The 25,294-nt window shown below is 60.4% G+C and carries 12 protein-coding genes; 1 reads left to right on the top strand and 11 read right to left on the bottom strand.

What is annotated here, in order from left to right; translation table 11 throughout:
- From VE23_RS20160 to VE23_RS20135, 6 genes are all read right to left on the bottom strand, one after another.
- The coding region (locus VE23_RS20160; protein ID WP_198156193.1) for a hypothetical protein at window positions 1-5,903 on the bottom strand (5,903 nt) is incomplete at its 3' end.
- Between the two features lie 31 nt (window positions 5,904-5,934).
- Complete coding sequence (locus VE23_RS20155) at window positions 5,935-11,193, bottom strand: hypothetical protein (RefSeq protein ID WP_049868895.1); 5,259 nt, start codon at window positions 11,191-11,193, stop codon at window positions 5,935-5,937.
- A gap of 168 nt (window positions 11,194-11,361) precedes the next feature.
- A complete protein-coding gene (locus tag VE23_RS20150) occupies window positions 11,362-12,483 on the bottom strand; it encodes a response regulator (RefSeq protein WP_048747025.1) in 1,122 nt (373 codons plus the stop codon).
- A gap of 3 nt (window positions 12,484-12,486) precedes the next feature.
- Window positions 12,487-15,549: a hybrid sensor histidine kinase/response regulator gene (locus VE23_RS20145; protein ID WP_049868894.1), complete on the bottom strand. Its 3,063-nt coding sequence runs from the start codon at window positions 15,547-15,549 to the stop codon at window positions 12,487-12,489.
- A gap of 274 nt (window positions 15,550-15,823) precedes the next feature.
- Window positions 15,824-16,672 carry a copper amine oxidase N-terminal domain-containing protein gene (locus tag VE23_RS20140; protein WP_049868892.1) on the bottom strand — a complete coding sequence of 283 codons (849 nt, stop codon included), beginning with the start codon at window positions 16,670-16,672 and terminating at the stop codon, window positions 15,824-15,826.
- A gap of 203 nt (window positions 16,673-16,875) precedes the next feature.
- Window positions 16,876-17,310 carry a hypothetical protein gene (locus VE23_RS20135; RefSeq protein ID WP_127508569.1) on the bottom strand — a complete coding sequence of 145 codons (435 nt, stop codon included), beginning with the start codon at window positions 17,308-17,310 and terminating at the stop codon, window positions 16,876-16,878.
- Window positions 17,311-17,951: 641 nt separating this feature from the next.
- Between VE23_RS20135 and VE23_RS20130 the strand changes: the two genes are divergently transcribed.
- Window positions 17,952-18,203 carry a YolD-like family protein gene (locus tag VE23_RS20130; RefSeq protein ID WP_049868889.1) on the top strand — a complete coding sequence of 84 codons (252 nt, stop codon included), beginning with the start codon at window positions 17,952-17,954 and terminating at the stop codon, window positions 18,201-18,203.
- 198 nt (window positions 18,204-18,401) lie between these two features.
- Here VE23_RS20130 and VE23_RS20125 read toward each other — a convergent pair whose 3' ends face one another.
- The 5 genes from VE23_RS20125 to VE23_RS20105 form a co-directional block, all read right to left on the bottom strand.
- Complete coding sequence (locus VE23_RS20125) at window positions 18,402-19,988, bottom strand: helix-turn-helix domain-containing protein (protein WP_049868888.1); 1,587 nt, start codon at window positions 19,986-19,988, stop codon at window positions 18,402-18,404.
- A complete protein-coding gene (locus VE23_RS20120; protein WP_049868887.1) occupies window positions 19,981-21,735 on the bottom strand; it encodes a cache domain-containing sensor histidine kinase in 1,755 nt (584 codons plus the stop codon). The genes VE23_RS20125 and VE23_RS20120 overlap by 8 nt, the downstream gene beginning before the upstream one ends.
- Window positions 21,736-21,857: 122 nt before the next feature.
- Entirely contained in the window at window positions 21,858-23,222 is a 1,365-nt protein-coding gene (locus VE23_RS20115; protein WP_021878561.1) for an ABC transporter substrate-binding protein, read from the bottom strand.
- A 103-nt stretch (window positions 23,223-23,325) separates the two neighbouring features.
- Window positions 23,326-24,159, bottom strand: a complete 834-nt coding sequence (locus VE23_RS20110; protein ID WP_049868885.1) for a carbohydrate ABC transporter permease — start codon at window positions 24,157-24,159, stop codon at window positions 23,326-23,328.
- A gap of 15 nt (window positions 24,160-24,174) precedes the next feature.
- Window positions 24,175-25,110, bottom strand: a complete 936-nt coding sequence (locus VE23_RS20105) for a carbohydrate ABC transporter permease (RefSeq protein ID WP_049868884.1) — start codon at window positions 25,108-25,110, stop codon at window positions 24,175-24,177.
- Between the last annotated feature and the right edge of the window lie 184 nt (window positions 25,111-25,294).

Genomic DNA, 25,294 nt, shown 5'->3' with positions numbered 1-25,294 from the left:
GGCTTGCCGCTGCCGTCCTTGCCGTCCGCCACCTTCAGCACCGCCTGCAGCTTCACGCTCTCGCCAGGCTGCAGCTTCGGAATCGGCTTCAGCAGGATCGCGCTCGGCGCCCGGAAGCCGTCGTTCGTGACGTTCACGACCGCCGAGTTCTCGTTGCCGGCCGCGTCGCGGGCCACGAACTTCAGCTCGGCTGCGGCGCCTGCGTCTTCAGGCAGCAGCACCTCGCCGCTGAATCGCCCGTCCTCTCCGACCTTGACCGGCTGTCCGGCGACCGTGAGGACGTCGCCGACGGTCGTCGTTCCGGAGACGCGGATGCGGCCCGATTTGGTTCGGGCTCCGGTCGCCGGCTCGTCGATGTACAGCACCGGCGCGATCGTGTCGACCGTCAGGTACAGCATCGTGACCGAGACGTCTCCGGTCGCCGTGTTGCGGGCTCTCAGCTCCACCGCGAACTTGCCGTCCGTCGCGAAGCGGTCCAGCTTCAGCGTGCCGCGGCTTCCGCCGCCCTCGGTGCGCATGTCCGCCTTGCCGAGCAGCTCCTCCCCGACATAGGCCTCCACTTCGACGTTGGGCTGGGTGGAGAGGAGCGTCAGATTCTGCTCCGTGCGGCTCGTGAGCATTTCCCAGAACTTCTTGCCGTCCGGCTTGGCCGGTCCGCCGCCGAGCGTGAGCTGCGGCTTCTGCGCGACAGGCAGCAGCGTCGCAGCCGAGTCGGCGCGGTCCGCATAATGCGGATTGCGGTTCTTGTCATCCACCGCAGTCGGCACGGCGGAGGCGCTCACGCCGATCGTGTAGACCTTGCCCGTCTCCAGTCCGGCATGGCTCGCTTCGCCGGCCGGAACCGCCGTGCCATCGAGACTGGAGGTGTTGATCGTGTCCGATGTCGATACGGCGGCCCAGCCCCCGATCGGAATGCCCTCGTAACGTCCGGAGGAGGCGTTCCAATACGGCTTCAGCTCCTCCTCCGTCATCAGCACGGTGCCGAACGGCTCGTAGCTCTTCATCGCCTTGTCCTGCTCCTGCAGCGCCTCGATGACGTAGCTGCGTTCATAGGCCTGCTGGCCGGATTTGACCGCGCCGGGCTTGAACGACAGATGGAAGTAGCCGTTGCCGGCCGGCTTCACGCTCACGCCCTCGACCTTGGCCGGAGCCATCGGGTCCTTGAGCTCGAAGCGCTGCGCCGACGTTTTCGTGCCGAAGGCGTTCTCCGAATGGAGCTCCGCCCGCACATAATAGCTGCCCTGGCGCAAGAGGCCGCGGATATCCTCCGTGCCTCCCGCCAGCGGGATGCGGGTGACGTCGATCGCCGCGCTGCCCGCCGCGGCCGGCAGATCCTTGGCGATTAGCAGTCCGGCGTCGCCGGTCTGCTGGACGAGCTCGCCGGTCGACAGCTTCTCCATCTTGCCCGTCACCGCGTCGCTGGCCAGATAGAGGCTGACCGTATCGCCCGGCTTCGCATTGTCGACCTTCCAGGTCGCGCTGAACTTGTTGGCATCCGCCGGATTCGGCGTCAGGCCGACCTCGCTCAGCTGCGGCGCCGTCGGCACGTTCAGCAGCTTCGTCTCGACCGGCGCCTGCGCCGTCAGCGTCCATTTGCCGCCTGCGGCGGCTTTGTCCGCCGGCACGATGACGTATGCCTTGCGCATGTCCACGCCCGTCGGCGACTGCTTCGCCGGCACGGTCTGCGTGAACGCGTTCGCCGTCTTGTCCGTGTTCGTATTGTCGAATTTCACCGGATACAGCTTGCCGCTGCCGTCCTTGAGCGTAAATGCCGGCATGTCCTTGCTGTCGTATTCCATCTCGATGATGGCATTGCCGCTGACTCCGCTCATCGGAATCTCATGCACGCGGCCGCCATTTTTGACCGTGATGCCGCCGACGCCGAGCGTCATGTCGCCGTTGTCGACGATTTTGGCGCCGTTCCCGATCTCGCGGTATTCGATCGCCTGCGATTCCTGCTCGGATGCGATGCGGGAGTCGGCCACCTTTTCTACGCCCGTGCCGATGACGAGCAGGCGCGGTCCGCGCTCCGGATCCTGGATGACCAGATGGGCCAGTCCCTCCGGCAGCTGGTCGCTAGACGTGCCGAATTCCACTCCGCCTCCCCAGTAATACGTGATGCCAAGGGAGATGAACAGGATGCCGACGCTGCCCCACAGCTTGTCGTTGTTGACGCCGAGGAAGACGCTCGAGAGCGGCATGCCGCCGACGACCGGCACCGAGCCCGGAATCTGCACCTTGGAGCCGATGTAGCCTTCGAAGTCGGTGCGGTTCTTCTCCAGGTTCTGGCCGACGAAGATGCCGGCCTTGCCGACGATGATGTCCCAGCCGCCGATGTCGATTTCGGCCTGCACCCGGACGAACCACGGCGTCACCCACTGGGCTTCCAGCAGCGCCTGCGTCAGCATCGGGATGCGGTCGTCCTCCTCCGCATTGGCATCGGGCGAGTATTTCATCCGCCCCTCGATCTTGATGCCGGTCCGCTTGAGCGTCATGTCGATGTCGCCGAAGAAGTAGGCCGGCGCCATGCCGAAGCGGATGCCGACGCCCGCCTCGATCGTCAGCGGGAACGGATCCTCCTTGGTGCCGCCGGCGATCGTATCCGCCAGCTCCCGCACCGCGCCGCGCACGGCGGTCAGGTAGGTGGCGCCGGTGATGAGCACGCCCGGGCTCTTCAACTGCGTGCCGAAGGCGATTACATCCGGCAGGATGCGCCCGTCGTCGACCTGCTTGAGCGAGAATTCGATCGAGACCTCGGCCATGTTTTTCAGCTGCGCCTCGAACTCGAGTCCGTACTGGTTGTTGATCCCCTCTACCTTCTGCACGTAGTGGGTGACGCTGATGCTGCCGCTCGGCTTTTTCGGACCTTCGCTGTCCGCCTTCTTGTCCTCCTTCGGCCCGAACAGGCCGAGGCTTTCATTGAGGTCGAAGCCGAGCTTGGCGTCGATGCCGACAAACCCTTTGCTGTTGTAGATGACGTTGTTGATCTCCGCGTTCACGACCTTCAGCGACACGGAGCCGCCGAACGAGATGCCGCCCTCGCGGAGAATGAAGTCGTTCAGCGACAGGCCGAAGCCGTCGATGGAGAAGCTCGGCGCGCTGAACAGCGAGTGCTTGTTGAAATACACATTCTCCAGCATAATCTGCCGGAGCGGATTGAGCCGGTCGCCGACGCCGCCGACCGCCCACTTGAGGCTTCCATTCTGGCTGTCGTCCTCCGGGTTGGTCGCCGACTGCTTGTTGGCGTCCTTGCTCTCCTCTTCCTCGTCTTCGTCCTCGCCGCTGCCGGCGCGCGGGATGCCGTAGCCGTCCCCGCCGAGCGTCTTGTCGAAGCCGTTGAAGAAGTCGAGGGTCCATTCGCCCTTGTGGAAAATGAAGCCGCTGCTGGCCACGCTCAGCGTGCCGTCGCCCTTGACGAACATCGTATCGAGCAGCGGCAGCCCCTCCGGCTGCTTCATGCCGAAGATGTCGAGCTTGCCGCGCACGATGACGAGGTCCTTGCCGCTGTACGCGACCGAATCGTTGATGATGGCAGGCTCGGTCTTCGTATCGACGATGATCTGCTGATCGTCCCCGGTGCCGACCTGCTTCACCATGCCGCGCACGACGACGAGCGCCTCGCGGTCGATGTCCGCTTCCTCCGCCTCCTCCTCGAACGCCTCCAGATCCTCCTCGCTCTCGAAGATGCGGTAGTTGTAGAGCGGCGTCTCCGCCAGTGCCGATTCGTCGGCGAACCCGCTCAGATCGAATTCGGGATCGACCGCCTTGCTGGCGGCTCCGATGAGCGCGCGCGTCTTTTTGTAGCTCGTCGCCGCGGCGTACAGGAAGCTGCCTTCCTTGAACGGATTGCCGGGGAACAGGCTGTTCAGCTGCTCGAGCCGCTCCGCGCCGACCGTCGCGCCGTTGTCGAGGCCGCTCAGATCGACGACTTCCTTGTACAGCGCCAGGATGCCGGCCTCGCGGATGCGGGATTCGTCGTTGTCGGTGACGAGGATCGTCTCGCCGGCCGTAATGTCGTACATCGACGCGATCTCCGGATCGTCTCCGGCGGCCGCCTTGTAATCGATCGCGATTTCGTATTCGCCGAGCGGCAGCTCCGGTCCGAGTCCCTCCTCAAGCACCTTGCCCGTCTCGTCGACCTTGTCGCCGCCCCGGTAGGTGATGCGCATGTCTCCCGTGAGGCCGTCGTCGGTCGGCTGCAGCAGCACCGAATCCTTCACCGGCACCCGGTAGCGGTCGCCGGTCGCCTTTTCGATCAGATACAGGTCGAAGTTCGGCTCCGTCCCTTCGCCGCCCGTCGTGTACGCTTCGATATTCGAAAGGTTGACCGTCATGTACTTGACGTCCGTGCTGTAAAGCTCCTTCGGCGAGACGCCGTATACATACGTCGGCGTCGCCTCGCCTACCGGCGGCAGCAGAATGAAGTTGGACTTGACGGACTCGTACTGGGCCTGGATGCCCTCGTCCTTTACGCCCTCCAGCTTGCTGCGCGTCTCCGGGCTGCGCGCCGTCAGCATGTACTGGCGCGTCGTCGGCCACGGCTTTCCTTTGGCCATGACCTTGAAGGAAGCCGTCACTGTGTCGCCCGGCTTGTACTTCGGCTGGATGCCCTGCCGGGCTTCCTCCGGCGTCGCTTCCTTGCGGTATTCCAGCTTCTTGCTGCTCACATTGTCCACGAGCGGCTTGCCGGAGGCGTCCCGCCGGATGTTGCCCCGCTCGTCGAGCTGCACGAAGCTTAGCCCGCTCTGGAGCGTCATCTCGAGCTCAATGCGCGAATGCTCCATGTTGAACGCCGGCAGATTCTCGATCTCGGCCGTGATGTCGAAGATGCCCTCGTCCCGGTAGGCGCTGCCGTCGGCCAGCGTCGCGAGCTGCTGCACCGGATCGACGTAGCGGATCGAGAACACCTTGTCCGGCGAGACGATCTCGCCGAGGCCGTACACCGTCTCGAAGCTCTGCATGCGTCCCGGCTCGATCGCGTCCGGGTTCCAGTAGAACGCCACGGCGGAGTCGGCGCTGCCGTAGTCGTTCGTGTCGCGCGTGAAGTCCAGGTTCGGGTGGACCGTATAGTCCCACTTCGTGTTCGCGAGCCCGTTCCAGTGGCCGACGACCATCTCGTCGACGATGTTGATGTTCTGCTCGGCCATATTGTTGAAGCCGTAGGCGACGACGTTCGTCGCCTGCGGATTTTCCAGGTCGAGCTTGTCGCGCATGACCCAGTAGGCCGGAAGCTTATAGAGCGGGCGGTCCTCCTCGGGAATGCCCAGCTTTTCCGGCTCGTGGGTGAGCCTGCGCTCCACCGACAGCGGCGCCTTGTACGCCGTGCCGACCTGGAACGCCGGGCCGTCGTTGCCGCCGGCCATCGTGTCGAGCAGGATGCGGCTGCCGACCTCGACCTTCGCGCCGCTGCCGTTGACGACCTCGTAGCGGATGTTCACGTTGCCCGAGTTCGCCTTGTCCTTGCTGTCCGTATACAGCAGCAGGATCTGCTTGATCTGCACGCCTTTGAGCGTCCAGGTCATCTCCAGCTGCTTCGTGCCGTTCGGCTTCTCGACGAGCACCGGCTCGGTCGTGCGCGACTCCTCGCGGCCGAACTTGTACTTGTTGCCGAAAATATAGTCCGTGCCGTCGATGCGGAACGTCGTGAACGACGTCTCCGGATCGTCCCCGCGGAAAATCAGGCTCACGTTCTGATCCTGCTTGCGGATCGGCTGGCCTTCCACCGTACGGATGCCGTAGCGTCCCGTCTCGTTGTCGACGGTCACCTTGATAAATTCATTCTGAATCGTCGTCGTGCGGCTCTTGCCGAGCTCGGCGGCCACCGCGTGGCCGCTCTCGAACAGGGCAGGAAACACCAGCACGAATGCCAGCAGCGACGAAATTGCGCGTTTGAGCAGCCTCACCCAGCATCCCCCAGTTCCTTCGTTCATGACTCTACTTGACCGATCCGACAAAGAAGCTCGCGTATTCGCGGTCCCGCTCCTGCGTGCGCACGATGATCGTGTACCAGCCCGCTTTCGGGAAGGTGACCGTGAAGCCTCCGCCAGCCAGCTGCTCGTACGTCAGCTTGGACGCGATCGACTTCATCTGGCCCTCGCGGTACAGGCCCGGCTGGTACAGCAGCTCGAACGTGCCGGCTTCGTTGACCGTCTCCTTGCCGCCGACCTTCATCGCGTTGTAGCCGCTCACGCGGAACGTGATGCGGTTCGTATCGAACAGCGCCTGCTCGCCGGAAGAAGCCGAGAGGAGCGTGCCGTTGCCGAAGATGAGCAGGCCGCCGTTCTTGACGACGACGACGTCCTGGTAGGCGACCGTGCGGTTGCCGACCTCGTCGGACGCCGTATAGGCGACGCGCTGGCGACCGAGCCTGCTCAGGTCGAGCCCGCTGATCTCGACCTTGATCTTGTCCGCCGCCGACAAGTTGTCGGAGACGGTGTAGCCGCCGAGATCGGCCGCGGCGTTGAAGCCGGCCTTGTTCTGCACGACGCCGGCCGTCTGCTGCTTCAGCTGGATCGTCGGAGCGGCATTGTCCAGCCCTGCCACCGTCACCGGAATTTGCGTAGCGTTGCCCAGCGCATCGGAGATCGACAGCGCCGATGAGCCGTTGCTTTCAAAGATGCGGGAATACGCATAGGCTCCGCTGGCGTCGCTCACCTGATTGCTGTAGGCGCCCGGCGTCCCGATCGGCCTCAGGCCGGAGAAGACGGCGTTCGGCGCCGCGACCTTGCCGCTGAGCGTCACCTTCATCCTGCCGGCGGCGTACTTCTTGCCGCCGATCGTGACGATGCGGCTTGCCGGCAGCTCGGCTCCCTGGCTGTCGACGAAGGCGTAGGAGACGCGCTCCGGCTGCGGACCTTCGCTGACGATGCCGTCCACCTGCTCCTTGAGAATCATCGTATTGCCGAGCGCGTCGCCGATCGTGAACGATACGGTCCCGTTATTCGTCACGGCGACGCCGTTGTTCTGGCTGTGCACGACGAAGTCGCGCGCCTGGCTGTCCGCCTTGACGACCGACAGCGTCACGCCCGAGGAGAGCACGACGCGTCCGCCGGAATCGCGGAGAGTGCCGAAGCTCTGGCTGCCGTCCTTGCCGTAGGCGTAGGAGCGCACGATCTGCACGCGCGGCGGATCGCGGTCGATGTTCGACACGACCGCCGTCGCCTTGCCCGTGTTGCCGGCCGCATCCTTGAACTCGAATTCGAAAGCGCCGTTCTCCGTGAACGTGTAGATGCTCTTGCCGCCGTTGTTCGTCACGATGATCGGCTCCAGGCCGGTCAGCATCGCCGTCACATGGCCGTTCGTCTTGATGTTGTTGCTCACGGAATATTGGATGATGCCCTCCGGCTTCACATCGTCGACGTTGTTCACGACGACGACGAGCGTCTCCTTGCGCTTCGCGTCGTTGAGGTCGGTCAGCTCGAACGTGTAGAAGCCGTTCTGCTTGACGTTGAACCGGTTGCCCGAGCGCGTCGGCTGATGAGGGTTGAGCTTGGAAATGGCGATCCGGATGCCAGGCGGCGGAGCGATCTCAAACGTCGCTCCGTCAGCTCCGTTCACCGGCGTCAGCCCGGACATCGCCGCTACGGCATAGACCGGCTCGGCATCGGGATCGAAGCCCTTGGCATCGACCGGATAGACGGCGCCGATCTTTCCGCTCGGCGAGCGGTACTTGACCTGCACCTGCAGCGCGGAAGCATCGCCCGAAGGCACCTTCAGGCTGACGAACGTCGTATATGGACGCCATTTCTGCCAGCTTTCGCCGCCGTCCGGGGATACGGAATACTCATAGCCGGAAGGGTTGTCGGTCTGCAGCCCCAGCTTGACGATGGCGGTATAACCGTCCTCCTCGTCGCCGGTCAGCCGGACAAGCGCCGACGTTCCCGGCGCGGCCGGAGAATCCTTGACCGGACCTGTCAGCTTGAACGTGCCCGATGTGGCCGCGAGGGCCGTATTGCCCGCTCCATCGGTCGCCTTCACATACAGGCGGAAGTCCGCCGTCTCGCCGTCAGCGAGGACTTTTGTCCCCTCCAGCTCCGCGACGCGGCTGTTCCCAAGAGGCACCCAGCCTCCGGAGCTCACCGAAGGCTCCGGATCTCCCTCCCGCACCCACTGGTACGAGGCGGTCAGGCCGCTCTTGCTGTACAGCTCGGCAAGCGTCACGAGCACGCTCTGCTTCGGCAGCGGGTAGCTCAGGCTTTCCAGGCCGAAGCCGATCTGCGGCGGTTCATTGTCGAAATAGTACGCCCTGGAGTAATACTGCGTGCGGTCCCCAATCACCGCCTTCACATGCGCGTAGCGGACGCCGCTAATCTCCTCGTCCGGAATCGTGTACCCCGTCCAGCCCTCCTCGGCCGCGGCTTCCGGTGCCAGCGCCGCGAAGCCGTCGTCGGACGGCCGCAGCGGGCTGTCCGACCAGGCGTAGCCGACGTAGTCCGGCACCGCTTGGCCGATCCAGAACCTCACCTCGGAGCTGCGCGTATAGGCCGCGTTCGGCTCCGGCAGGAACCGCGTCGGCAGCGCCTGCTCCGAGCTGACGGTGACCGGCGCGCTCTGCGGCGTGCCGACGATGAGGTTGCCGGCCTGATCCTCGGCCTTGAGGTAGAGCCAGTACGCTCCGTCCTCGAACACGTCGGTATAGGTCGACTGCGTCACCGTGTAGGACGGCGCCTCGTCTCCGTATACCGCGCCGGCCACCGTCGCTGCCGGCTTCCACTCCAGCTCCTGCGGCTGGAAGCCGTCCTTGACCCATTGGTAGCCGATGCTGCGGATGCCGCTGTGCGGCTCCTCCACGAGCGCCTGCACGGTCACGTCCGCCGTGCCGTCGGCGGAGACGACAGCCGGCTTCAGCTGCGGCTGCAGGTTGTCGAGGCGCAGCACGCCGACCTCATGCGTCCAGTTGGAATCGTCGTTTTTGAAGTCTTCCAGCTTCCATTCGTTGCTGTCGCCGTACTGGCCGACGGCCGCCAGCGCCTTGTTGTCGGCGTAGAAGGTTTTGTCCGCCTCCGAGCCGGGCGCCTCCGCCTTCCAGGCCTCATACTGCTCGGCATGCTTGAGGACATAGTCCTTCATCTTTTCGTATTGCATCAGCTCGCGCGCGGTATCCCAGGTCATGTCCGCCGTCCACGTATGGAGGTACCATTTGCCGCTGTTTTCGGGCAGCAGCGCCTCGGGAGGCGGGGAGATGACGTTCGTCTTGTTGTTGGCAGCCGAGAGCTTAAGCCCGGTCATCTCCGGATACAGTTCCTCCGACGGCTGCTTCGCCGAGAGGGAATAGCGCTTCACGGCCGCATAGTGGTCGGCCTCCTTGCCCGCCAGCGGATCGGCCGGGGACTGGCTCCAGGCATAATACACGAGGCCGATCGACGGCGCCGCCTCTCCCGTCATATTGCTCGGGCGGTAGATGCCGCGGCTCGGACGCTCCGCTCCCCGGTCTTGGACGACCGGATCGAGCGCCGGCACGAGCAGGGACGGATCGTTGGCGTCGATCGTCACCTTGCCCTCCTTGGCATAGGCCGTGCCCGTCGCGCCTCCCGCCTCGTAGCGGTAGCCGATAAGCGGCTTCGTGTTGTCGATGAACAGGTTCGCCCAGTCGATCTTGGAGTTCACGAGCGACGGCTCCACGTCCATCGGCGCATTCTCGAACACGCCGTCGTAGTTCGCCGGCTGGATGAGCAGATTGCCTGCATAGTCCTGGATGACCGACAGGTCGGACAGAGACGGCGTCTTGTTGTCGTGGGACAGCGCGATCACCTTCAGCAGCGGCGTCTCCAGATCGACGGAGTCGCCGATGACGGCGCGGAATTTCCAGACGCTCTTGCTGTAGCCGGAGACGTAGTAGGCCTTCATGCCGTTGTTGAACAGCAGGTACGTGCCCGCCTCCTGGCCTTCCCAGATCCGGTTCACGATGCCCGGCTCCGTGAGCTGCACGCTGAAGTCGATGACGTCGCCTTTGTTCAGCGTCGTGCCGGTGAGAATCTCCGGCTGGATGCCGTTGCCGGACTTGCTGTACTTCGGCCGGACCGCATCCACGATGACCCGGTAGCCGCCGGCCTTGTAGTCGAACGGATCCAGCGTATGCCCTTGCACCTTCGGCAGGCTGGCCGCGCTGGCCTTGTTCGGGAAGCGCATCGTTGCGACGTTGCCCGCGGCGTCCGCCAGCACGGCCTGCTCCAGCTTCTCCTTGAGCGACAGATCCATCGGAGCGGCGTTCAGCGTGCTTCCGTCGACCTTCGGCTCCAGCGGCAGGTTGCCGCTGTTGTGATAGGCCGAAGCGGCGTACCGGTAGGCGATCTTGTCATGGTACGTGCCGAGATTGGCCGCGCTGTACGTCGTGTTTTGCAGGTACTGCGGCTGGCCGGCCGCCGGCAGCCCGGTGCCGTCGGGATTGACGAACAGCGGATGCCTTAGGAAATAATCGGAAAAGCTTGCCGTCACCGAGGTCGGCCGGACCGGCTCGCTGAAGTTGTAGGCGAGGTCGACGAACTCGTTCTTTTTCACATAAAGCTCGGTTTGATGAATCTCTTCGTTCTCCCGGGTAGCGCCGTTGCCGGTGAACGTGTAGCCCTCCAACACGGGACGCTCCTTGTCCTCGAACTTGATGTACAGGCCGCGCACGCCCGTCGGGCCGTCGTCGTCGTCCTGGCCGAAGATGCGGATCTTGATGACGGCGCCTGGCGTCAACCAAGTTTCCTCTGACTTGTTGTAGATCTGCGTGCTTTTATCTGTATCGCTTGTATCGTAGTGCATGAGCTGTTGTCCGTTGACCGTAACCGTAATGCTGGAACTCTCCGACCCGGAAAAGAAGCCGTAGTTCTTACGCAGCACGGCGAAACCGATCTTTACCTTCGCGTGGCCGCTCAGCGCCATTGCCGAGAGCAGCGGATTTTCGCCGACGCGCAGCGTGTAGGTCGCTCCGGATTCATCCGTGAATACATCGCCGGCGCCCCAGTCCGCCGACGTGTCCGGATCATGCTGCATATAGAAGCCCTGCTCCATGCTGTTGTAGAAATTGCCGAACGCATTCTGAGCCTCATAGCTGAGATTGCCGATGCGGTTGCCGAATTTTTGTGTAACCTCCAGATCGGCCGCAGCCGCCTCGGCCGGCGCAGCCCAGCCTCCTGCCGCGGCTCCGACGAGCAGGCTCGCCGCCAGAAGCAGTTTGAACCCTCGTTTGCCAATTTTGCGCAGATGCACCTCAGTGCCCCCCTTATCCCCTTGTCGAAGACTGACTTCAGACCCACTCTAATTTCGACACAATCCGAGTCCATTCTAGGAAAAAGGAATAAACGAAAAATAAACAAGCGATAGAAAACACAAAAAAAGCCAGGACTTTAGTTCTAAAGTCCTGGCTTATCGATGAAATTAAAAATGAGCGGCGTTCATGAGCGACGCGAACGAACGGGAAGGAGCCGCGCCGAGATCGCGGGCGAGCCTCTCCTCCAGCTCCCGGTACTGCCTGGCCGCGTCATGGGTGCGGCCGAGGCGGATGTAGAGGCGGATCAGCTCCACGTGGATATCCTCCCGCAGCGGATCGAGCTCGATCATTCGCTGTAACAGCGGAAAGGCGGCCTGAGGCTTGCTGTCCCGCAGCAGCAATCTCGCCTTCCCTTCCATCAGCTCCATCCGCTCCCGCTCTAGGCGCCGCGACAGCTCGCCCGCCCATTCGTACAGCTTGCCGGTCAGGAACGAGCCTTGCGCCGCGGCCTCCGCCTGGTCGAAGCGCAGCAGATCCGGCGACGGCTCCGCACGGATCCGCTGGACGATGCGTTCGTACTCGTACAGATCGCAATCCACCTGCGAGGCGTCGATGCGGATATCGTAGCGTCCGGCCTGCAGCAGCGATTCCAGGCCGGCGTCTGCGAGCGGCCGGCGGATATAATAGAGCGTGGAGTTGATGTTTTTGGCGGCTTTGTCCGGGTCGAGCCCTCGCCACAGCGTATCGGCGACTTCCTCCCGGCTGACGGTCCCTTTGCAAAGCAGGTAGACGAACAACTCCTCGGTCTTGGGGCTGCGCAGCTTGATCGGCGCTTCCGCGCCGCCCGTACCGTCGCAGCGGAAAAAGCGGATGCCGCCGAACAGGCGGACGCCGAGCTTCGGCTGCGCAAGCGGCTCCCGAGACGGCTTAAGGCGCTTCTGGAGACGTTCGAGCGTCTTGGCCAGCCGCTCCGCGTTGACCGGCTTGAGGACATAGTCCGCCGCGTCCTGCTCGAAGGCATCGACCGCGTACCGGTCGTAGCCGGTTACGAAGACGACCTCAAGCGACTGCTGCAGCTGCTTCAGCCGGGCTCCAAGCTCCATCCCGTCGATCTCGGGCATGTTGATGTCGAGAAAGGCGACGTCGACGGGATGGCTGCGGATGAACTCGCAGGCTTCCGCCGGACTGAAGAAGCTGCGGCGGATCTCCACGCCGCCGATCTCGCCAGCAATCCGCGACAGCCGGCGAACCGACAGCTCCTCGTCATCCACGATAATCGCTTGCAGCATCGCTCATCCTCCTTTGTCATAACCGCGTGCGGACCTGGCCGCGACCGGAACCCGGAAGGCCAGCCTCGAGCCTTGCCCCGCCCGGCTTGTCAGGTCCAGCTTCTCCCCGTACAGCAGCCGCAGCCGCTCGCTGACGTTCCAAAGCCCGACTCCGCCGATGCGCTCCGGCTGCTGCAGCCGAACATACATCGCCTCCGCATCGAATCCGGCGCCGTCATCCTCCACCGCCGCATGCAGGAAGCCCTCCCGCTCGGAGATCGTGACCTTGACCTCTCCGCCCCGCCCCCTGGAGAGAAGGCCGTGGCGGATGGCGTTCTCCACGAGCGGCTGAAGCAGCAGAGGAGGGAAGCGCAGGCCCGGATCGGCGTCGCAGCGGAGGCTTACCTTCAGCCGGGAGCCGAAGCGGGCTTTCTCGATCTCGGCATACGCCTCGATCAGCTTCATCTCCGCTCCGAGCGAAGACAAGGAGTCCAGCTCCCGGAAGTCGAAGCTGCCGCGCAAATATCCCGATAGATCCATCGTCAGCTTCTCCGCCTTCGCCGGATCTTCGACGCACAGCTCTGCGATGGCGCCGAGCGCGTTGTACAGGAAATGCGGATTGATCTGGGAGCGCAGGAAGGCGATCTCCCGCTCCCTCGCTTCCTTGACCGACTGCCGCAGCTTGACGAGGCTGCGCACCCTGGCGAGCAGCTCCTCCGCCTCGAAGGGCTTGGCGACGTAATCGTTCGCGCCGAGATCGAGGGCCAGCTTGCGGTCCTCCTCCCGGCGCCGGCCGGTCAGCATCAGCACGGGAAGCTCGGAAGGCGAGAAGCGCTCCCTCGCTTCCTGAAGGGCTTCGTAGCCGCTGCCGTCCGTGAGCGATACGCCCAGCAGCACGAGGCATAACTCCCGTTCCTTGCCGAGCGCCTCCCGCATCTGCTTCGCCGAATGGACAGCCTCGACCCGGAGCCCTTCCTGCTCCAGCAGCTGGGAAATCGCGTGCAGGCTGGCGGTGTCGGGATCGGCCACAAGCACGGCCGGACGCTGCCTGCCGTCGCGGGCGGCCTGGAGGAAATGGGCGGCGGCAGCCGGCTCCTTCGCTCCCGTTCCCCTCCGGGCCGGCTTGCCGCCATGCTCGGCCTCCAGCAGCAGGGCGAATCGGAACGGCAGCTCCGCCTCTCCCGGCGCCGGCTGCAGCACCCGGCCACCCTGCAGCTCGATCAGCCGGCGGGAGATCAGCAGCGCCAGATCGGCGGAGTCCTCGCCGGACAGGGGAGGATCGGCGATGAATCGCTCATCCGAGTGCATCGGCTTTCTTTTCCCGATGAAACGGATCGTCACGACTGCAAAGCCTCCCTGCTCCTCGGCATCGATCTCGATTCTGCCCTCTTCCGCCCGAAACGCGGCTTGTCCGACCAGACGATGAAGAATCTGCACCAGCCGGTCCTCGTCCGCATAGACTGCCGCCATATTTTCCTTTACCCCATTCAGCAGCAGAACCGGCCGGCGTCCCAGCAGGGACCGGTGCAGCCCAAGCACCGATTCGACTGCGGACCTCAAATCGAGGTTGCGCAGCTCCGGCTGGATGTCCTCATGCTTCAGCCGGGAGAAATCATGCAGATCCTGGACGAGGTACCCGAGCTTGCGCCCCGTACCGGCAATCAGCTCGAGGCTGCGCGCGGGACCGGAGCCCGGCGGGATGGCCGTGCTCTTGGCTACGCTGTCGGCCAGGTGGACGATATCCTGCAGCGGCGCCCTCAGCTGATAGGTCGTCGACGAGAGGAATTCGTCCTTTTGGCGATCCAGCCGCAGCAGCTTGCGGTGCATATGATCCATCTCGCGGAATGCCGAGTAGAAGCGGTAGACAATGATCAGAAAGACGACCAGGCTGAACAAAACGACGTAGATCTGGGTCAGCAGCAACGAGTTGAGCAGCGACAAGCCGAACAGCCAGCAGCAGATGGAGTACAGAATCAGCAGCAGCACAGCCAGCAGCAGCAGCAGCGCCTCGTACCGCTTGGCCCGGCTTGCGCGCGCATAATGAGCCGCAGCGCTCCAGAACAGCCAAACCATCAGCAGCTGCTCAGCGAAAATGATGAGCTGATAAATCAACAGGTACTCCCGGATGTCCAGAAACGGAAACAAAAGCAGACTGACCAGCAGCGCCAGCACGAACAGCCGCAGCCATCGGTTGGGGCGGTCTCCCTGCAAGAGCCGAAGCAGATAGACAGAGACGATGAAGCCGGCTAGAGAGCTCATATCCTTGATTGTATATAACGTTTGAAAGGACAGCCCGTCCAGCAGCAGGGTCAGCGGCCTTTCTCCCAGCAGGCCGTTGAATACGGCCAAGCCGAAGCAGGTGAGGCCGAACAGCAGCAGAGGATAATCCCGCTGCCCGTAGAGCCACACAGCCGCGAACAGCACGAGGTGAATAAGGCCGACGACCGTGAGCACAACGGCCATGGTCGATTCTCCGAGCAGGCTGCGTTCATGGGCGGCGCGGACGGCCTCCTGCTTGCCGAAGTAGATCGGCATCGGGATGCCGGAATCGAGATAGTCGTAATTGGATGCATGCACGACAATCTCCGCCTCTCCGCGCTCCAGCTCAAAAGCAGCAATCCTGGGAGAGTTGCCCGGCACATACGCGTCCTCGCTCAGAGCGGGCACGCCGTCGATCAGCACTTTTTTTCCATTGATGTAAATCTCGCTGGCAAAGCGGATATTCGTCTTTTTGATTGCATAAACGCCGGACTCCGGCACATGGAGAAGCCTGAGCCGGTATGTCGCCGCGCCGTAGGCAGGCATTTCATCCCCGCTTGCCTGTCTGTCGTTCCATGCGCCCGGCACCTCCATCCAGGCCGGCTCTCCCTGCCGGGAGGCCTCTCCCGGCGCAAGCAGCTCATTCCAATAAAATTCCCATTCGCCGTTCAGCGCGATCCGGCCGGAGCCGTCCCAGCCGGCAAGATCGAGCACGCCTTTTTCCGCCCGCAGCCGATTCGGTTCCGAACCTCGCTCCGAGCTGATGCCGAGCGGTATCCAGATGCTTAGCGACACCACGAGGAAGATGATGCCGGCAACCCTCCGCATCCACATATGCCTCCATCCGCCTACTAAAATATCAATAAATCTAGATTGTATTTATCGGTTGAAAACCGGCTTTCGTGAAGAGCGCGTCAGCTTCTCTATCGTTTCTTGCCGTCTTCCTGCTCGAATTGAATAATATAGAACCAAAAAAAAGCCGCTCCCTCCACTTCGGGAGAGATGCGGCTTTGGATAGCCTATTAAGCTGAAGGACAAGCTCTCCGAGGAGCAAAGCCTGTCAGGTGCTGATCAGTTTGCAAGCACTGTCGGCTGCCGCGGCTTAAACAACCGTGTTGCTGATTACCTTCGAATAACCGTTCGAGGAGGCTGAGTCCGTCAGCTTCGCCAGGGAATTTACTGCTGTCTCGCTGAACAAATACCATTGGTCGCTCTTGGCGTCATGAATGAGGACCTTTGCAAATCCTTTCAGATCCTCAGCCGGGAAAGCCTCGACCAAAGTATAAACATCATAACGCTTCACGCTGCTTCCCTTGCTGTCCAGGAAGTCATATTGCTTATTTTTATAATAGGACCCAGGCACATCGATGTTGGCCCTCCACGCGAAGCTGGCAGGCGCATCGACCTTCTGGCCTTTGCCGCTATCCATGAGCTTGTAGACCGAATCGATATAGGAATTTCCATTGATCTGCTCGACGACGCCGCCCATGGTCATATGGTATTCGGTTTGAAGGGTCTTTATTGCGATATCATTAATGACCAGCGGCGGAGAATCGACCGTTACCGTGGAATTGCTGTAACCGACCGTGCAGCCAAAGGTTTCGGCAATAAATCGCAGCGGAACGAGAACCCGATTGTTTTTGACGTACGGCTTGGAGTCCAACTGAACTTCTTCGCCATTTTTTACCGCAGTCGCACTATTGACCTTTAGAATCACTTTCATCTTGTTCTTCGTCAGCGTCACTTCCGAATGGGACCAATCGACCGCAGCTCCCAAATTCTCGCTGATTACACGCAAAGGCACCATGGTGCGATTGTTCTTCATTTCAGGCTTTACATCCGAAGCGACAGCTGCCCCATCAACCTTGATATGGCTGCTAGCCGCATGGGCGGCAGGCGGCGAGACGAGCACGGCTGCTGCAAGAAAGAGGCCGGGAATGATCTTCTTCATTTTTCCATCCATCCTTTTATAATCAATTGATTGAGAACGGGACAATCTTACAGACGGAACAACTGGAAAAAGGTTCCTGCCGAGTTGTTACCCACAGCTTGTGGATAATAACTCATCCGCAATTGTGGATAAGTCCTGGTTCGGCCTTGATTGGCCGCTGACCGCATCGGACAAGAGCCGCAACCGTATCTGGCATGTGCAGCTCAATCCGTTATAAGAGCTACTTTCTCTATCCATTCGCTGTCATTCCAGATATCAGGATTGTCGATCGTCTGACCATCCCCGCGAACGATGGAATCGTAGCTGTCCTTTCCGCTCGCATACCAATCCGCAATAACTGCCTTTCCATTTGAACGATGGACAAGAAACTCGGTAGGTTCAGCATAGCTGCCCACGTCCTTTTGAACGCGCGCATCTAATTTCAAATAGACGTAGCTCTTGTCTCCTCCGTCGTACTCTGCTTTACTAACGCCAATATCAACATCGGTCACCAGGTTATCCACAAGATTGTTCTTGAGAAACAGATCATACTGGGCTGCAATCTTTTTTTTCATATAATGGTTAAGGTTTTTGTTCTCGATATAAGCATCCAAATCGATCTCCGAGCCGTTCCAGATCGCCTTGTAATAGTCAGCCAAAGCTTTTGCGCACATTTCATACGCCGTTTCAAAATCCGAACCAGCCCGATCGCCTTCAACCTCGACGGAAAAGCCGGGGGGGATCTGTCGAGCCCTGTTCTTTCGTGACGGGCAGAGCTGCTGTGTTTATAGCACCTTTCGCGTTGCTATCTTCCACGGCGGCAGGAGTGTTTCCTTCGTCGCTGCTCTCACATCCGCACAGTGTACATACAAGCGCCAGAAGCAGGCAAGAACGTTTCACCGCGCTTCCTCCAATCTGTGCGTCCGGATATGCATGTTCACGTCAGCCTCCCCTTTCTACTCAAGGAAACGAGTCGGAGCGTCCGGAAGGTTGCAATTTGGCAACCATTTCGTATGATTTTATGATGACCGTCCAGGTTGATTTGAAGTATGTTATACTAACCCTCTATAGAAAAAAACGACTCGGCGCCTTGTTTATTGGGAAACTAGTGAAGATATCCATGGTCCGTGTTCATAAATAAATAGGGTGCGTCTATCATTCCTAGGAACGACAAGTGGAATTTGCACTTTTAAACGAGGTTTGGATACACGGTGCTTGTACCTCTCGGTGCGGCTATGAGCCTTATAAGAAGCTGGCCGCATGGAATTTGAACGGCAATTGGCAACAGGAGGTTGTGAACATGGCAAAGGCAAAGGTCCCCAAGCGTCCCACGAGAGATGAGTTCGTCCTGGAGGAAATAGGGAACCAAATAACCGAAGCGTATCAGGAGAATTCGGAAATCGTTCTGACGGTCTGGGGCCGGGAGGAGTTCGTGCGAGGGCAGATCGTGGTCATGGATTCCCGCACGGGCAAGGTTCATGTCCAGCAGGCGCAGGATATGGTCAAAATTCCGTTCATGGATATCATGTCCGTGGACTATCCAAGAGATTGAATTGACGGACCATGATCAATACCCCAGGACCCTTTGGTCCTGGGGTATTGTTTTTACGAGGCGGCTTCCCCGCCACCTCCAGACGCCCTGTTGCCGGCAGCAGGCTTGAGCTGCAAGCCGGGCGAGCACGCTCCGCGGCTCCTTATGACCTTCCCGGCTCCGGCATCGGCCGGCAGCTTCGCCATAGGCGAACGGCCATCAGACGATTCGGCTGGGCGCGATTCCATGATGCTGCTTGAACAGCTTGATGAAGTAGCTCTTATTGTCGTATCCGAGCGAAAATGCCGCCTCTTCCACCGATTTTCGGGAATCGCTGATGAGGGCCATCGCCCGCTCCATCTTCATCCGGTTCACGAACTCGATGAAGTTTTCTCCGGTCTCTTTCTTGAAGAGGCGGCTGAAATAACTGGGATTCAGATGCAGGTATTCCGCCGTCTCTTCAAGCGAAATCTTCCGGCTCAGGTGCAGCCTGACGTAGTTTTGCGCATCCACGATCTCGGTCTTTTTGCTGCTGCTGGCGATTCGTCCGGCCTGGGCGACGGCTTCCGCCAAAAACCTGGCCAGCCACTCCCTAAGCTCGCTGACATGCGTCATGCATCCGATCTCCTGCTGCACCCTCTCCTTGTCGTACGCCATGCCGAGCCGCAGCTTGAGCAGCAGGTCGAGGGCAAGCTTCCAGGCCAGCTGCTTGACGGCCGCAGGCTGGAACCGGCGTTCCGCCACCAAGCCGATGAACGCCTCCACGGCCGGGCCGACTTCGTCGCTCGTCTCCAGCAGCAAGCGGCCGAAGCGCTCCGCGTAGTGGAAATGATAGGCGAAGGGATCTTCCCGATTCCATTCCCGCTGCAGCTCGGCCTTCTTGACCGCGACCGGCCCTTCGGAGTAAAACAGCCGCTCTCCGGCTTCCTGCAGCTCTATCAGCTGCCGCCTGAGGCTTGCTCCCGTCGAGGCTTCCTCTCCGATCGCAACGGAATACTCCAGCTTCAGCACGCCGGCGAACGCCCGCTGCAGCTTCCCCGCAGCGGAGGCGGCATGCTCGTAGGGATTGCGCGCCAAGTCTTTCCTGTATCCGTAGAGCACGAAAAACGCGCTTCCCGCATGCCCCATGAACAGCATGTCCGGCTCGTCCCGCAGCAGCTCCTCGGCTGCGTTCTCCACGATGAACCTGACGGCATCCTCCTGCCGGTAGCGCCGGATCGCCTCCTGATGCCGGTGGGAGCGGAACAGCAGCGGAATGAAATGTCCCAGGCGGGCGGGCAGGCCATGCTCCCGGAGCTGTTCCAGCAAAGTCGAAGGATCCGCATAGGCCGATGAGAGCACCTCTCTCAGCCACTGCTCCCTGGCTGCCGCCTTGCTCTTGCTCGCCTGGACGCTGAGCCGGTCCACCTTGATCTTCAGGCTCTTGTCCTCTTCGATCTTGACCTGTGCCTTGCGGATCATTTCCGCGATGCCCTGACGGGTCAGCGACTCCTTGAGCATGTAGTCCTGAACGCCAAGCTGAACGGCTTGCTGGGCATAGTGGAATTCATCGTGGCAGGACAGAATGACGAACCGGCTCTTGGCCCCCTCGGACTGCAGCCTCCGGATCAAGCTGAGTCCGTCGAGCTCCGGCATGCCGATATCGGTCAGAATCAGGTCGGGGTATCCCCCTCGGCATGCTTCAAGAGCATCCAGCGCGTTCGTATAGGTCCCCGCCAGCTCAAAGCCGAAATCCTCCCAAGGCACGAGCTGCTTGAGAAAGGCCAGCACCGCCACATCGTCGTCCACGAGAATGGCTTTATGCATGAAGGAGCTCCTCCCTGCTCTGCAGCGGAATTTTAAGAATGATCCTCAAGCCCGCTCCAGGCTCGCTCGTCATCTCCATCTCGAACCGGATTCCATACATGATCTGCAGCCGCTCCTTTACGTTCCTAAGGCCGATGCCGGACATCGGGGCGCCGCTGCGGAACAGCTCCAGCGCCTCTTCGGCCATGCCGATGCCGTCGTCGTGGATTTGAATAAAGAGCGTCGCCTGCCGCTTCCAGGAAGTAATGGCGATTTCTCCGCTCTTTTGGCGCAGGCCATGGAGGTAAGCGTTCTCCACAAGCGGCTGCAGCGTGAACCGCGGAATCGACGCCAGCAGCGTGTCCGAGGCCAGATTGACGGTAAGCTCCGCCTGCTCATGATGCCGGAAGTTCATCAGCTGCATGTAATGCCCGACGGTAGCGACCTCTTCGTGCAGCGGAATGAACTCGTTGTTGCGGTTGATCGTCATGCGCAGCAGCGTGGACAGAGAGCCGATAATGCCCCCGATTTCCTCTTCGCCCTTCAGAATGACCTGCATGCGGATGGAGTTGAGCGTATTGAACAGGAAATGGGGGTTGATCTGCGCCTGCAGAAGCTCGAGCTCGGCCATCCGCTTGCGGGTCTGCTCCTCCTCGATCTGCACGATCATGTCCGAGATGCGGTCCAGCATGCGGTCGAAGGCAAGCCCCAGAAATCCGACCTCATGCCGTCCTCTGACGCCCGAGCGCTCGTCCAGAAAACCTTTCTCGACTTTGGAGGCCGTCCGCGCGAGCCGGATGACGGGCTTCGTCCATTGGTTGAGAAAATAGAGCAGCAAAAGGGCGAACAGCAGGAAGAAAGCAAGCTGCAGCACGAACGTCCGGTTGAACACGCTGCCGATCCCGCTCGTGACTTTTTCGTATGGAGTGAGGCTGAGCAGGCTCCATCCGGCAAAGGGCAGCGAGTGGCTTACCGTCAAATAATCGGCTCCGTTCCATTCGGAGCGGCCGTTCTGTCCCTGCGGCGGGGCTGGCACTGGAGCTCTGGACCCGATCTGCGACGGGTCGGTATGAGAGACGATCACGCCGTTTTTATCCAGCAGCATCAACACCGGGTCGCCTTCGTAACGAGCGAATATTTGCCGGAACTGGCCTTCGGGCTTGCTCAGGATGATATAGGCGCTCACGCCGTTGTTGTACAGCTGGAACTTGCGGATGATCGTGACCACATGGGGATATTTATCGGCTTCCGACCGGATGTAGTTGTTTTGCGTGCCCAGCCATGTAGTCGTGTTGCCCGGCTCGGCGGCCATCTCCTCGAGCCACTTCTCCTTGTACATGAAGTTCAGGCTGTTGTTGTAGGTCGAATAATTCGTGAAGTACAGGCCATTGGGCAGCAGAATGGTCACATAGGTCTCTCCGCCGAAAAAGGTGATCCGGTCCAGCTTCTCCGAGAGATGCCGGAACGAGAAGAAATCGACCTTCCCCGTCCCGTCCTGCTTGTATTTGTTCCAGGCGATGCGCATATCCGTTATCGTCTCGCTGTCGTATTGGATGGAATTGAAAGCGTTTACCATATCCTGCATGATATTGGACGTATACAGCTCGGCCACTTCCAGCGACTGCTCCGCCTTCTCGACCGCTTTGGCCTTCAGCTCGTTTTTCGCATACAGCCCAAGCAGGATAAGGGTGATGACGGACGGCACGACAAGACAGAGCAGGGACATTACGATCAGCTTCTGCCTCCAGCTTATCAACGGCATGCGCATGGCCCCTGCCTCCCGTCCGCGTTCCGGAATAAGTTCATCGTTCCGCCGTTCAGGCCGGACGTTTTTTAAGATGGAAAAGGGGATGCCGCAAGAGCATCCTCCCCCCCATTATAATTTTGGAGCTACTTGTTTGCATCTATAATTTTTTGCAGGCTCGCCTTGATGGAGGCCATCGTCTTATCGATGTCATTATTGCCGAGCATGTACGTGTCCGCTTCCGCGATATAAGCCTTCTCCAGATCGCCTGCGTAGGACACCGTAATCGGCGGGATCGGCAGCTTCGTCACGCTCAGGACGTTGATCAGCGATGCCTTGTCGATTTTGTCCGGCGACTGCGTCGCGCTCACGATCCGGTCGACCTCCTGATTGATGTCGGCCTTCTTCCAAGCCGAGAACTGGTGGGTCAGCGCCATTCCTTCGGTCGACAGATAGCGCAGGAAGCGATAGGATTCTTCCTTGTGCTTGGAATGGGAGGAGATGACGAGCGGATCGGCGCCGCCGAACGAGTAGACGTCGTCTCCGGCCGCGTTGGTCGGCCAAGGCGCGAATGCCGATACGAATGTCGCCGGAATCTTGTCGGTGCCGCCGGCCTCGGCTACCATCCACGGTCCGGTCGGGAGCATGGCGGCTTTTTGCTGGAAAAACTGATTGCGGTAAGGAATCTTCTGCGTAATGACGTCCTGATAAGGCGTCGCTGATTTATCCGTCTTCTCCATCTCGTAGCGCAGCTCGAGCGACTGCTTCATCAGCGGGTTGTCGGCATTGAGCGTCTGGCCGTCGTCCTTCATGATGCCTTGATCCGTCGATGCGCTATAGAGCTTCAGCAGGAAGTAGTCCTTCCATTCATGGAAATGCGCGCCGTAGGTCTTGCTCGCCCCTTCGCCCTTGGTCAGCTTCTTGGCGTAGTCCCGGAATTCATCCCAGGTCCAGCTCTTCGGCACCTCGAGGTTCGCCGCGTCCAGCAGCTCCTTGTTCAGAAGAATCATCCACGGCCCGAACTTTCCCGGAAGGGAATAACGCTTGCCGTCCAGCTTTTGCTGCTCCGCCTTGTACTCGTCCTCGTATTTGACGCCTTCCTTGGCCAGATAGCCGTCCATCGGCTCCAGCATCCCGCTCGCGGCGCGCTGGGCGAAGGCCGGGGCAGAGTTCAGCGTAAAGACGTCAAAATCGTCGTCCGAAGCGTACATCAGATCGATCTTCTTGATCGTTTCGTTCGAATCGTTCTCGACGAGCGGAACATAGTCGACTTTGATATCGGGATTCGCTTGCTGGAAGGCGTCGATGGCGGGCTGATAGACGGATGCCTTTTCCCAGCCCAGGAATTTGATGGAGACGGGCTCCTTGACGGCAGGAGCGGTGGCGCTCGGACTCGCGCCGCCAGCCTGCTTGGGCGAAGCTGCGTCGTTCGCAGATCCGTCGCCGCAGCCGGACAGCAGGCCTGTCGCCAGCAGCGCGGCCGCAGCGGCCGACAACCATTTCTTTTTCATTTTTCAACCTCCCGGTTTAGGTGCATCTCTTTTTTGACAATCAAAACTTACCATAGTCCAGAGCGTGATCAGAGCTACTATTTTGACTGATCCGGAATTATTTTTACCCTTTTACGCCGCCCATCGCGATGCCTTCGATGACCTGCTTTTGCCCGATGACGAAGATGACGATAAGCGGCAGGATGGCCGATACGGTCCCTGCCATGATGAGAGAATAGTAGACTCCGCTCTCCGAAGCGAATTTCTGGATGCCGAGCTGAATCGTCGAGAGACGGTCGCTGCGCAGGAAGATGAGCGGATTGGCATAGTCGTTCCAGGTCCAGATGAACCGCAGGATGCCGTAAGTGGCCAGCGCGGGCTTCACCAGCGGCAGCGTGATCTGCAGGAAGATGCGGGCATGCCCGGCGCCGTCCAGCTTGGCCGCCTCCAGGTAATCCCTGTGAATGCCGAGAAAGAACTGGCGGAGCATGAAGGTGCCCAAGGCGCTGAAGGAGCCGATCACGATCAGGCCAAGGTGGCTGTCGAACAGATGCAGCCATCTGAAGAGGAGGAACTGCGGCACGATGATGGAATAGCTCGGCACCATGAACGTCATCAGCACGACGAGAAACATGACGTTCCTGCCCTTGAAATCCACATGCGCGAATCCATAGGCGGCCATGCTCGACACCAGGACGGATACGACCGTCGTAAGCGCGCTTACCTTGATTGTATTCCAATAATAGGTGCCGAAGGGATGCTCGCCGAACCACACCTCGCGGTAATTGCCATAGAGGTTCCAATGCTTCGGAATCCATTCGATCGGATAATTGAACACATCGATCTCGGGCTTGAACGAAGCCGAAATCATCCACAGGAACGGCGTGATGAAGGCGGCGCCTATGATGAGCATTGCGATCGTGGCGGCCGTCCGGACGCCTCTTTTCTGTTTATCCATATGTCGTCACCCCGATCAGTAGTTGACCCATTTCTTTTGCCCGTACAGCTGGAACAGCGTAATCAAGAGGACAAAGCCGAACAAGATCAGCGCCATGGAGGAAGCATAACCGGTCTTGAGGTTCTCGAACGCCGTCGTATAGAGGTAGTAGGTCACGACGGAGGTGGAGTAGGCCGGTTTTCCTTCGGTCAATACCTTGATGATGTCGAACGCCTTGAACGAGCTGATGAACCCGGTGACGAGCAGGAAAAACGTCGTAGGCGACACCAGGGGTAAGGTGATCCGGCTGAACCGGGTCCACGCGCCCGCGCCGTCGATGTCCGCGGATTCGTATAGATCCTTGGGGATGGACTGCAGAGCGGCCATATAGACGATCAGGCAAAACCCGATTCCTACCCAGACCATGATGATCATGACGGACGGCAGGGCATAACGGATATCCGCGAGCCAGGTGGGCGGGCTGCTCACGCCGAGGGAACGCAGAAATTGATTGATCGGACCGTAGGACGGCTGGAAGAGCAGCTGGAAGCAGATCGAGACGGCCACGATGCTGGAGATATACGGCATGAAAAAGATGATTTTAAAGAGGCCCTTCCAGTAGACCAGCCTGTCGATGATGACCGCGAGGACCAGAGAGATGATCAGCTGGATAGGGACGACGAGCAGCAGCCAGAGGTTGTTCTTGAGCGAGGTGAGGAAGACATCGTCGTCGAACAGCCTGGAAAAGTTTTTAAAGCCGGTGAATTTGAGCTTGTCGACGCCGGAAATAAAGCTCCAATCCGAAAAGCTGAGAATAAAGGTAAGGAGCGTCGGGATGATCGTCAGGATCAACAAGCCCAGAAACATCGGTCCGATGAAGATGTAGCCCGAGAGCGTCTCCCTCCGCCGGGCGGCTGAACGGACGCGCGGCTTCGGCTTGCTCCTGGCCGTCTTCAGGATGGTATTGTTCATGGCTCGCACCCCTTCATCATTATCGATCTCTGTACAAATCGTACCGAAGATCGCCGAAGGGAATAAGCCTTGGAAATGACCGATTTGAAAATATTTTTACTTTTTCATGATGGGAACCTTAGAGGCAGCCCCGGCGTTCGGGCTTGCGGACAGATCAAAACGGAGATGCGCAAGCGCACCTCCG

Origin of the sequence: Paenibacillus sp. D9 (genome assembly GCF_001188365.1) — a bacterium.
GTDB classification, from domain to species: Bacteria; Bacillota; Bacilli; order Paenibacillales; family Paenibacillaceae; genus Paenibacillus_O; species Paenibacillus_O humicus.
The sequence above is the reverse complement of the archived record's forward strand: the minus strand, read 5'-3'. Positions and strand labels throughout refer to the sequence as shown.

Excerpts from the sequence above, each read along its gene's own strand:
- VE23_RS20150 (WP_048747025.1), bottom strand. The coding sequence starts at position 12,483 with ATGCTGCAAGCGATTATCGTGGATGACGAGGAGCTGTCGGTTCGCCGG.
- VE23_RS20145 (WP_049868894.1), bottom strand. The coding sequence starts at position 15,549 with ATGCGGAGGGTTGCCGGCATCATCTTCCTCGTGGTGTCGCTAAGCATC.
- VE23_RS20140 (WP_049868892.1), bottom strand. The coding sequence starts at position 16,672 with ATGAAGAAGATCATTCCCGGCCTCTTTCTTGCAGCAGCCGTGCTCGTC.
- VE23_RS20130 (WP_049868889.1), top strand. The coding sequence starts at position 17,952 with ATGGCAAAGGCAAAGGTCCCCAAGCGTCCCACGAGAGATGAGTTCGTC.
- VE23_RS20125 (WP_049868888.1), bottom strand. The coding sequence starts at position 19,988 with ATGCATAAAGCCATTCTCGTGGACGACGATGTGGCGGTGCTGGCCTTT.
- VE23_RS20120 (WP_049868887.1), bottom strand. The coding sequence starts at position 21,735 with ATGCGCATGCCGTTGATAAGCTGGAGGCAGAAGCTGATCGTAATGTCC.
- VE23_RS20115 (WP_021878561.1), bottom strand. The coding sequence starts at position 23,222 with ATGAAAAAGAAATGGTTGTCGGCCGCTGCGGCCGCGCTGCTGGCGACA.
- VE23_RS20110 (WP_049868885.1), bottom strand. The coding sequence starts at position 24,159 with ATGGATAAACAGAAAAGAGGCGTCCGGACGGCCGCCACGATCGCAATG.
- VE23_RS20105 (WP_049868884.1), bottom strand. The coding sequence starts at position 25,110 with ATGAACAATACCATCCTGAAGACGGCCAGGAGCAAGCCGAAGCCGCGC.